The organism is Agrococcus sp. HG114 (assembly GCF_024723325.1).
Classification (GTDB): Bacteria; Actinomycetota; Actinomycetes; order Actinomycetales; family Microbacteriaceae; genus Agrococcus.
Window position 1 is genome coordinate 1 of record NZ_JANQCH010000082.1, and the last position, 10,409, is coordinate 10,409.

Here is a 10,409-nt window from a genome sequence, read left to right on the forward strand (position 1 = left end):
GGGGCGGAGCGTGCCTACTGCGCGACGATCTCCGCCGGCTGCGCGTGGATGAGGTGCAGGCGCACGGCGAGCCGCGTCGCGTGCAGCCGCTCGAGCACGCCCTCGATGCGGGACGGGCGGGCCGGCGCCACGGTGCCCTCGAGGCGCTCGGCGGTGCGGAGCCGGTGCTCCGCGAGCCGCATCGCGTCGGCCAGGCGCTCGTCGGCGACCGACCGGGCGAGGTGCATGTCGAGCTGTCCCATGATCGATCGCTCCTGAGTGCTGGGCTGCGGACTGCGACGACTCTGCTCCCTGAGGGGGCGCCGGTGCATCGGGCGGATGCCGTAGTCGCGGCCGGCGCGGAGGGCGGGCCCCTTAGGCGCAGGCTCGGACCTGCCTGCCGCCTCAGCCGAGCAGCGCGGCCGCGCGCGCGGCGGCCTCGGCGCGCGTCGCGGCGCCGAGCTTGCGCAGGATCGCCGAGACGTGCACGCTCGCCGTCTTGTCGCTGATGAAGAGGCGCTGGCCGATCTGCCGGTTCGTCAGGCCCTGCGCGACGAGCTCGAGCACCTGCCGCTCGCGGGTCGTGAGCTCCGGCGAGCGCGGGCCCCGGTGCGACGCGCTCGCGCTCGGGAGCGAGAGCCGCGCGCGGCCGGCGAGCGCCTCGAGCAGGCGCACCGCGTGGAGGAAGCCGCAGCGGGTCGAGGTCTCGAGCGCCTGCTCGAGGGCCGACGCCGCCTCGTCGCGCTCGCCGCCTGCGACGAGGAGCGCGTCGGCGAGCCGGTAGAGGGTGTGGACGTGCACGCGCACGGGCAGCCGACCGCGCGCGGCCGCGGCCTCCGCGGCCCGCCACGCGTCGATGTCCGCGCCCGCGCGGTCGGCGCCCGACAGCTGCGCCTCGATCACCGCGCGCCAGTCGTCGGCGACATCCCACACCGCGACCTCGTCGAGCGTCGCCAGCAGCCGCTCCTCGCCCTCCTCCGCGGTCATGCGAGCCGGCTCGGCGGCGCTGCGGCGCATGCGCGCGAGCACGAGCGCGCCGACGGAGAGCAGGGGGAACGACGGCCCCGGCTCGGGCGCGGGCCACTCCCACAGCCGCTCCACCTGCGCCCACGCGGTGTGGAGGTCGTCCTTGCCGAGCGAGAGCAGCGCGATCGCGCGGCCGAAGTGCATGTCGTCGTTCGCGTCGGTCGCGCGCATGTCGTCGATCGCGAGCCGCACCTCCGCGAGCCGCGCAGCCGCGCCCTCCGGGTCGTCGTGCAGCACGAGCAGCTCGGCCTCGACCGAGGCGCAGTAGGCCATCGACGTGCGGGCCGGCTGCGTCGCCCGCACGCGCGCCGCGACGCCTGCGGCGGCGGCGAGCTCCCCGAGCGCGATGAGCGACTGGGCGCCGAGCAGCGCGATCTCGGCGCCGAAGCCCCGCTCCATGCCGGCCTCTGCCGCGGCCTCGCGGCTGCGCTCGGCGAGCCCCGCCGCCTGGGCGTGCCGCCCGAGGTGGTGCAGGAGCCACGTGGCCTGCTCGGCGTGCCGCAGCCGGGCGACCGGATCGTCGCCGGAGAGCCGCAGCGCATCGCCGAGCCCTGCGAGCGCGCCGTCCGGATCGCCGCCGATCGCCCGGGCGCGGCTCAGGTTCGTGAGCGCGCGCACGAGCTCGAACTTCGCGGCGTCGACCGCCCGGGGGTCGCTCGCCGACCCCATGAGGGCGCGCGCGTACGCGGCCGCCTGCTCGAGCCGATCGCGGGCGCCCGGCAGGTGCTCGAGCGACTCGATGACCCCGAGCCCGGTGAGCACGCGGGCGCGAGCAGCGCGCGCCGCGTCGTCGCCCGGCTCATCCGGCACGAGATCGAGCGCCTGCCGGGCGAGCGCGAGCGCGCCCGGCAGCCCGTCGCCGTGCCGCACGACCATCGCCTCGTGCAGCAGCAGCGCCCGGCCGAGCCGATCGCTCTCAGGCACGGCTTCGAGCGCGCGCTCGAGCACGGGCAGCGCCCTCGAGTCGCCGGCGTCGCCGTAGGCGCGCGCCACCTCGAGGAACAGCCTCGCCTGCGTGCCGCCCGACCGCTCCTCAGCGTCCGCGACCCGCGGCCACAGCGTGAGCGCACGCTCGCCGAGCTGCGCGGCCGCGAGCGGCGCGCCCGTCGCGTGCGCCTCGCGCGCGGCTGCGACGAGTGCCGAGAAGGTGCGCTCGTCGTCGCCGGCCTCGCGCCAGTGGTGGGCGATCTCGGCGGAGCGGCCGGCCCGCGGCTCGAGCGCCTCGAGCGACTCGAGCGCCTCCGCGAAGCGCGCGTGGAAGCGGCGGCGCTCTCCGGGCAGCAGCTCGTCGTGCACCGCCTCGTGGGTGAGCGAGTGGCGGAAGCTGTAGCCGGTCGCGTCCGCGCGCAGCACGTGCGCGTCGATCGCTTCGCGGATCGCTGCCTCGAACGCCTCCGGCTCGCCGTCGTGCACGCGCTCGACGAGCCGGTGCTCGACCCGCTCGCCGCCCGCGGCGAGCAGCCGCACGACCGCCTGCGTCGAGGGGCTGAGCCTCGCGTACCGCCCGAGCACGAGCTCGCGCAGCGTCTCGGGCATCGCCCCCGCAGCGGCGCCGTCGAGGCTCGCGAGCTCCTCGATGAAGAACGGGATCCCGTCGCTCCGGGCGACGAGCGCGGCGGCGGCGCGGGCGTCGGGCGCCCTGCCCCGGATGAGCCGCAGCTGCTCCGCGGCCTCGTCGGGGCCCAGCCGGGTGAGCTCGATCCGCGTCATGTCGCGGGCGCGCTCGAGCTCGAGCAGGAACGGCCGCAGCGCGTGCCCGCGCCCGAGGTCGTCCGACCGGTAGCTCAGCACGACGAGCACGCGCCCGCGTCGCAGGGTGCGCAGGAGGCTGCGCAGCAGGTCGAGGGTCGGCAGGTCGGTCCAGTGCACGTCCTCGAACGCGACGACGAGCGGCTCGACCGCCGAGAGCCGCTCGAGCAGCAGGCTCACGGCGTCGTGCAGCTCCGCCTGGCTGATCGAGCCGGGCTCGCCGTCCGCGAGCTCCGGGAGCACCGCCGCGAGCGTCCGCTCGACCGGCGCGGCGGCTGCGCGCACCGCCTCGAGGCCGAAGTGCTCGAGCAGGTCGCGCAGCACGTCGCGGATCGGCTTCAGGGGCGTCGGGAGCGAGCCGAGGGCGACGCACCGCCCGACGGCGACGGCGACGCCGTCGTCGAGGCTCGCGAGGAAGTCGTCGAGCAGCCGCGTCTTGCCGATGCCCGCCTCGCCGGCGATCACGGCGCCGCGCGGCGTCCCCCCGAGGCTCGCGCGGTGCGCCGAGCGCAGCGCCTCGAGCTCGCGCGTGCGTCCGACCATCGCCGGACTCGTCGCTGGCGACAGCATGGCTCATGGTCCCACTCCGCCAGGAGCGCCACCAGCCCGCGCGTGGGGCGACGGCACCGCCGGGGAGGCTACGGCGCGACGTGCGCGACCGTGCCGGTCGACGCATCCCACCGCCGCAGCGCGACGCCCTCGCCCTCGATGCGCGGCCCCACGAGCGCGAGCGCGGCGGGCAGGTCGACGACGCGGAGGCGGCGGGCGAGGGTGACGTGCGGCATCCAGCGGTCCGGCAGCTGGTGGGGCAGGTCGTCGCCGGGGCCGGCCGCGCGCGCGACCGCGGCGTGCAGCTCGAGCAGCGCGCGCGAGGGCACGACGGCTCGCGCGAGCACCCGCCGGTCGCCGTCGCCGAACAGCAGCGGCGCCCCGAGCTCGACCGGCACCGGCAGCGGTGCGTCGACGACGAGCGGATGCGGGACGCCCGTCGAGCGCGTGACGAGCGTCACGTGCGGACGGTTGCTGGGCGCCTCGTGGCCCGCGAGGCTCGAGAGCCCGGCGGCCGCGAGCGCCTCCCACTCGGCGCGCACGGCGGCCTCCGTCGCGGGGTCGAGCAGGAGCTCGACGCTCGTGATGGCCTTCGCGCGCTCGCCGTCCACCCGACCAGCCTCGCGCATCCGCCGCCGAGACCGCCGAGGGCCGACCCGCCAAGCGGATCGGCCCTGGGTGCTGGGGCGCTGGGCGCGGATGCCGCGCGGTGCGACCTACTGCGCGGTGCGACCTACTGCGCGGTGTAGCCGCCGTCGACGAGGTGCTGCGAGCCGGTGATGTAGCTCGCCTTGTCGGAGAGGAGGAAGAGCACGAGCTCCGCGACCTCCTCGGCGCGGCCGAGACGGCCGATCGGGTGCTTGCCGACGAGCGCGTCGTAGATCTCCTGCGGCAGCCCGCTGAGCAGCGGGGTGTCGATGTAGCCGGGGTGCACCGAGTTGACGCGCACGCCCTTCTGGGCGTAGCTGAGCGCGGCGGCCTTCGTCATCCCGGCGACGCCGTGCTTCGCGGCGACGTAGGGCAGCGCGTTCGCGTCGCCTGTGACGCCGAGGATCGACGACGTGTTGACGATCGCCCCGCCGCCGGCGGCGACGATCTGCGGCAGCTGGTAGCGCAGGCCGTAGAAGACGGAGTGGAGGTTGACGTCCATGAGCTGCCGGTAGCCCTCGATGTCGATGTCCTCCGCGAGGCCCTGCGGCCCGCCGATGCCCGCGTTGTTGAAGGCGAGGTGGAGCGCGCCGTACTTCTCGACCGCCTTGTCGACCGCGGCCTTGACGTCGTCGGGGTTGCCGACGTTCCCGGCGATCGCCACGGCCGTGCCGCCCGCGGCGGTGATCTCGTCGACGACCGCCTGGGCCACCTCGAGCTTCAGGTCGTTCACCACGACGTTCGCGCCCTCGGCGGCGAGGCCGACCGCGACGGCCTTGCCGATGCCCGAGCCGCCGCCCGTCACGACCGCGGTCCTGCCTGCGAACTGTCCACTCATGCTGCTCACTCCTTCGCGCCCCGGTCGGGGCATCGTCTGAGGCCGACCGCTGCGGCCGGTCACCGAGTGCAACCGGGCGGCGGTCGGATCTCTTCGCGGTGGCGGTCCGGCCCGGTCAGTCGCGGTCGTCGATCGTCGTGGGCCTGGGGTGCACGGGCAGCAGGAGCAGCAGGCCCGCGAGCAGCACGAGCACGATGCCGAGGATGCCGAAGCGCGTGTCACCGGTCACCGAGACGAACACCCCGAAGAGCGTCGGCGCGAGGAACGACACCGCGCGGCCCGTCGTCGCGTAGAGCCCGAACATCTCGCCCTCGCGCCCCTCGGGCGTGATGCGCGCCATGAACGAGCGCGACGCCGACTGCACGGGCCCGACGAAGGTGGACAGCACGAGCCCGAAGATCCAGAACATGCCCTTGCCGTCGACGAACAGCACCGCGGTGCCCGCGAGCACGAGCACGACGAGCGAGAGCACGATCACGCCCTTCGGCCCGAAGCGGTCGTCGGCCCAGCCGCCGACGAAGGTGCCGGCGCCCGCCGCGACGTTCGCCGCGATCGCGAAGACGATCACCTCGGTCGAGCTGAACCCGAACACCGACGACGCGATGATCGCGCCGAACGTGAACACGCCCGAGAGCCCGTCGCGGAACACCGCCGACGCCGCGAGGAAGAGCAGCGTCTTGGGCGCGCTGCGCGCGATGCGCCCGACCGTGCGGAACAGGATGCGGTACGACTCGAGGAAGCCGACGCGGGCGGGCGCGGCACCCGTCGGCGGCACCTCGGGCACCCGCAGCAGCAGCGGCAGCGCGAAGACGAGGAACCAGGCCGCGCTCGCGAGCACCGCGAGCCGCACGTCGAGCGCGCCGCCCTCGCGCCCGTTCGGGATGCCGAGCACGCCGCCCGCGTCGGGCGACGCGATGGGGAAGATGAACAGCACGAGCAGCAGCCCGAGCAGCACGATGCCGCCGACGTAGCCCATGCCCCAGCCGTAGCCGGAGGTGCGGCCGAGCGACTCCTTCGTCGAGACCTGGTGCAGCATCGCGTTGTAGTTGACCGACGCGAGCTCGAAGAACAGGTTGCCTGCGGCGAGCAGCGCGGCGCCGAGCCAGATGTACTCGGGCACGGGCGTGACGAAGAACATGCCCACCATCGCGAGGATCGTCACCCCGGTGTTGACCGCGACCCACAGCTTGCGGCGACCCCCGCCATCCGACCGCTGCCCGATCACGGGCGCGAGCACGGCGACGAGCAGGCCGGCGATCGCGACCGCCCATGCGACGACCGAGGCGTTGTCGGCGAGGGCGCGCGTGAGCTCCGGCGACCCGCCCTCGCCGGCCGCGTCGACGATCGCGGGGTCGACGAAGAGGTCGGATGCGATGTAGCGGCTGAACACGAAGGTCGTCACGACGGCGTTGAACGAGGCCGAGCCCCAGTCCCACAGCGCCCAGGCGGTCGCGCGCCGGCGCAGCTCCCTGCGCGGCACCGGCGGGACGCCGATCTGCGAGGGCTGCACGAGGTCGTCGGTCGCGGGGCCGCCGGGGGCGGAGGCCGCCCGCTGGTGGGAGGGGACGCTCATGGGGCTCAGCGTAGGGCCCGCCGGCGAACGGCCGGTGCCGCGCGGGTGTCGCGCAGGTGTGTCGGGAGCGGGCCGGATGCGACAATGCGGCCGTGCAGATCACGCAGACGCTGCTCCCCGGGGTCGGGGTGCGGTACGACATGACCACCGCGAAGGGCGTGCCGCTGTCGGTCGTCGTGCACCGCGAGGGGCAGGCCGATCTGTTCGTGCGGCGGCCCGACGACCCCGACGCCGTGCGCCTCGCGCTCTCGCTCGACGAGGACGAGGTCGACGCGCTCGCGGAGCTGCTCGGCGCTGCGCGCATCGCCGAGGGCATGCTCGACGTCACGCGCGAGATCCCCGGGCTCGAGTCGGCGCGCATCGCGATCGAGCCGGGGTCCCCGTTCGCCGGGCACCCGCTCGGCAGCACGAAGGCGCGCACGCTCACGGGCTGCTCGATCGTCGCGATCGTGCGGGAGGACGACGTGCTCGCCGCGCCCGGTCCGGCCGAGCCGCTCGCGGAGGGCGACCAGCTCGTGGTCGTCGGCTCGGCGACCGGCATCGAGCAGCTGCGGGTCAGGCTGCAGCCGGCCTAGACCATGGACGACGTCGCCGCACTCCTGCTCGAGCTCGGCGCGGTCGTGCTCGCGGTGTCGCTCCTCGGGCTCCTCGCGCACCGCATCGGCATCTCGCCCGTGCCGCTCATGCTGCTCGCGGGCGTCGGGCTCGGCGCGGGCGGCGTCATCGACGTGGGGCACGCGGAGACGTTCATCGAGCCGGCGGCCGAGATCGGCGTGCTCCTCCTGCTGCTCATGCTCGGGCTCGAGTTCACCGCCGAGGAGCTCGGCCAGTCGCTCGCGCGCCACAGCCGATCGGGCGTCGTCGACTTCGCGCTCAACGCGGGAGCCGGCTTCGCGTGCGGGCTGCTGCTCGGGATGCCGCTCGCCGCGTGCCTCGCGCTCGCCGGCATCACCTGGGTGTCGTCCTCGGGCATCATCGCGCGCCTGCTCTCCGACCTCGGCCGGCTCGGCAACCGCGAGACGCCCGCCGTGCTGTCGCTGCTCGTGATCGAGGACATCGCGATGGCGATCTTCCTGCCGATCCTGATCGCGGTGCTCACGGGCGCCGAGTGGTGGCAGGCGCTCGGGGCGGTCGCGCTCGCGCTCGGCGCGGTCTCGGCCATCCTCTTCGCGTCGCGCCGCGCATCCGCCGGCTTCGGCCGCCTGCTCAGCCACCCGAGCGACGAGCAGGTGCTCCTGCGGCTCGTCGGCATCATGCTGCTCGTCGGCGGCCTCACCCAGCTGCTCGGCGCCTCCGCGGCGGTCGGCGCGTTCCTCGTCGGCATCGCGGTGCCGACCTCGCTCGCCACGCGCGCCCGCAGCATCCTCGGCCCCCTGCGCGACCTCTTCGCGGCGATCTTCTTCTTCTCGTTCGGGCTGCCGATCATGCCGGCCGAGCTGCTGCCCGTGCTGCCGGCCGCCCTCGCGCTCGCCGCCGTCACGACCGCGACGAAGCTCGGCACCGGCTGGCTCGCCGCCGCGCGCGACGGCGTGCAGCGCCGCGGCCGGCTGCGGGCCGGCGCCGCGCTCGTGCCCCGCGGCGAGTTCTCGATCGTGATCGCGGCGCTCGCGGTCGCCGCCGGGCACGCCGAGGTCGGCCAGCTCGCGGCGTGCTACGTGCTGATCACGGCGATCGGCGGGCCGCTGCTCGCCCGCTGGATCGTGCGCTCGTCGCGCCCCGGTCGCTCGACCCCCGACGCGAGCCTGGGAATCAGCCGGGAAAGTTGACACCGCTCGACTCAAGGTGGGAAACTTGAGCCATCGCGACTCAAGTCAGCGCCCGCCGGGCGCGGGTCGCAGCCGGGGTTCCGGGAGACGGGTCCACCGCCGCAGCGCGTCGGCGGGCGCGTCTGCCGGAATCAGGCACGAGCGCAGCACCGCTGCGAACAGGAGGCAGAAGACATGGCACGAGCAGTCGGCATCGACCTCGGCACCACCAACTCCGTCGTCGCGTTCCTCGACGGCGGCGAGCCCACCGTCATCGCGAACGCCGAGGGCTTCCGCACGACCCCCTCGGTCGTCGCGTTCGTCAAGGAGGGCGAGACCCTCGTCGGCGAGCCGGCCAAGCGCCAGGCCGTCACGAACGTCGACCGCACGATCACGTCGGTCAAGCGCCACATGGGCACCGACTGGAAGAAGGAGATCGACGGCAAGCCCTACACGCCGCAGGAGATCTCCGCGCGCATCCTCGGCAAGCTCAAGCGCGACGCCGAGACCTACCTCGGCGAGAAGGTGACGGATGCGGTGGTCACCGTGCCCGCGTACTTCAACGACGCCGAGCGCCAGGCCACGAAGGAGGCCGGCGAGATCGCGGGCCTCAACGTGCTCCGCATCATCAACGAGCCGACCGCCGCAGCCCTCGCCTACGGGCTCGACAAGGGCAAGGAGGACGAGCTCATCCTCGTCTTCGACCTCGGTGGCGGCACGTTCGACGTGTCCCTGCTCGAGGTGGGCAAGGACGACGACTTCTCGACGATCCAGGTTCGCGCGACCGCGGGCGACAACCGCCTCGGCGGCGACGACTGGGACGACCGGATCGTGCAGTGGCTCAAGCAGCGCTTCAAGGAGCAGTCGGGCGTCGACGTCTCGAACGACAAGATCGCGATGCGCCGCCTCAAGGAGGCCGCCGAGCAGGCGAAGAAGGAGCTGTCCTCCTCGTCAACCACGAGCATCCAGCTGCCCTACTTCTCGCTCACCGAGAACGGCCCCGCCAACCTCGAGGAGACGCTCACGCGCGCCCAGTTCGAGAACATGACGAAGGACCTGCTCGAGCGCACCCGCAAGCCCTTCGAGGACGTCATCCGCGAGGCCGGCATCAAGGTCGACGACATCGCGCACGTCGTGCTCGTCGGCGGCTCGACCCGCATGCCCGCCGTCTCCGACCTCGTCAAGCAGCTCACGGGCGGCAAGGAGCCCAACAAGGGCGTCAACCCGGACGAGGTCGTCGCCGTCGGCGCCGCGCTGCAGGCCGGTGTGCTGAAGGGCGAGCGCAAGGACGTCCTGCTCATCGACGTCACCCCGCTCTCGCTCGGCATCGAGACCAAGGGCGGCATGATGACGAAGCTCATCGAGCGCAACACCGCCATCCCGACGAAGCGCTCGGAGACCTTCACGACGGCGGAGGACAACCAGCCGTCGGTCGCGATCCAGGTCTTCCAGGGCGAGCGCGACTTCACGCGCGACAACAAGGCGCTCGGCACGTTCGAGCTCACCGGCATCGCGCCGGCGCCCCGCGGCGTGCCGCAGATCGAGGTCACGTTCGACATCGACGCGAACGGCATCGTGCACGTGTCCGCGAAGGACAAGGGCACGGGCAAGGAGCAGTCGATGACGATCACCGGCGGCTCGAGCCTCTCGAAGGAGGACATCGACCGCATGGTGAAGGACGCCGAGGAGCACGCGGCGGCCGACCACGCCCGGCGCGAGGCCGCCGAGATGCGCAACAGCGGCGAGACGCTCGTCTACTCGGTCGAGAAGGTGCTGACCGACAACGCCGAGCAGCTGCCCGACGACGTCAAGAACGACGTCCAGGCGGACGTCGACGCGGTCAAGTCGGCGCTCGCGGGCGACGACGACGCCGCGGTCAAGGCGGCGGTCGAGAAGCTGCAGCAGTCGCAGTCGAAGCTCGGCGAGGCGATCTACCAGCAGACGCAGGCGCAGGGCCAGCCGGCGCCCGAGGGCGACGAGCCGCAGGCCTCGCAGGCGCAGGACGACGACGTCGTCGACGCCGAGGTCGTCGACGACGAGGACGAGAAGAAGTAGCCGTGGCCGACAACGAGGACAAGCAGGGCGACGCCGAGGGCCGCGAGGAGCCCAAGGTGCACGACAAGCGCCGCATCGATCCCGTCACGGGTGAGCCCCGCGAGCCGGCCTCGGCCGGCTCCGGGGCCGCCCCGGCGGGGGCGGCGGATGCGTCGGCCGAGGCCGGCGGTGACGCTCCCGGCGCGCAGGCCGCGGGCCGTCTCCTATACACAGCCGACGCCGCCGACGGACCCCTACGTGGAGCATT

8 protein-coding genes and 1 pseudogene are annotated in these 10,409 nt (G+C 74.1%); 4 read left to right on the forward strand and 5 right to left on the reverse strand.

Annotated elements, in window-relative coordinates; translation table 11 throughout:
- Window positions 1–14: 14 nt before the first annotated feature.
- The 5 genes from NWP09_RS08885 to NWP09_RS08905 form a co-directional block, all read right to left on the reverse strand.
- On the reverse strand, window positions 15–242 hold the full coding sequence (locus NWP09_RS08885; protein ID WP_258275162.1) for a hypothetical protein: 228 nt from the start codon (window positions 240–242) through the stop codon (window positions 15–17).
- 142 nt (window positions 243–384) lie between these two features.
- Entirely contained in the window at window positions 385–3,297 is a 2,913-nt protein-coding gene (locus tag NWP09_RS08890) for an AAA family ATPase (RefSeq protein WP_258275163.1), read from the reverse strand.
- A 95-nt stretch (window positions 3,298–3,392) separates the two neighbouring features.
- Window positions 3,393–3,914, reverse strand: a complete 522-nt coding sequence (locus tag NWP09_RS08895) for a 2'-5' RNA ligase family protein (RefSeq protein ID WP_258275164.1) — start codon at window positions 3,912–3,914, stop codon at window positions 3,393–3,395.
- A 122-nt stretch (window positions 3,915–4,036) separates the two neighbouring features.
- Window positions 4,037–4,789, reverse strand: coding sequence for an SDR family NAD(P)-dependent oxidoreductase (locus tag NWP09_RS08900; protein ID WP_258275165.1), 753 nt, complete (start codon window positions 4,787–4,789; stop codon window positions 4,037–4,039).
- A 115-nt stretch (window positions 4,790–4,904) separates the two neighbouring features.
- Complete coding sequence (locus NWP09_RS08905) at window positions 4,905–6,362, reverse strand: MFS transporter (RefSeq protein ID WP_258275166.1); 1,458 nt, start codon at window positions 6,360–6,362, stop codon at window positions 4,905–4,907.
- A gap of 92 nt (window positions 6,363–6,454) precedes the next feature.
- On the opposite strand from NWP09_RS08905, the gene NWP09_RS08910 reads away from it, so the two are divergent.
- From NWP09_RS08910 to NWP09_RS08925, 4 genes and pseudogenes are all read left to right on the forward strand, one after another.
- Window positions 6,455–6,937, forward strand: coding sequence for a cation:proton antiporter regulatory subunit (locus tag NWP09_RS08910; RefSeq protein WP_258275167.1), 483 nt, complete (start codon window positions 6,455–6,457; stop codon window positions 6,935–6,937).
- A 3-nt stretch (window positions 6,938–6,940) separates the two neighbouring features.
- Window positions 6,941–8,128 (forward strand): cation:proton antiporter, encoded by a 1,188-nt coding sequence (locus NWP09_RS08915; RefSeq protein ID WP_258275168.1) that lies wholly within the window; start codon window positions 6,941–6,943, stop codon window positions 8,126–8,128.
- 174 nt (window positions 8,129–8,302) lie between these two features.
- Window positions 8,303–10,162 (forward strand): molecular chaperone DnaK, encoded by a 1,860-nt coding sequence (gene dnaK / locus NWP09_RS08920; RefSeq protein ID WP_258275169.1) that lies wholly within the window; start codon window positions 8,303–8,305, stop codon window positions 10,160–10,162.
- A gap of 2 nt (window positions 10,163–10,164) precedes the next feature.
- A pseudogene (locus tag NWP09_RS08925) lies at window positions 10,165–10,409 on the forward strand (nucleotide exchange factor GrpE); the annotation flags it as partial.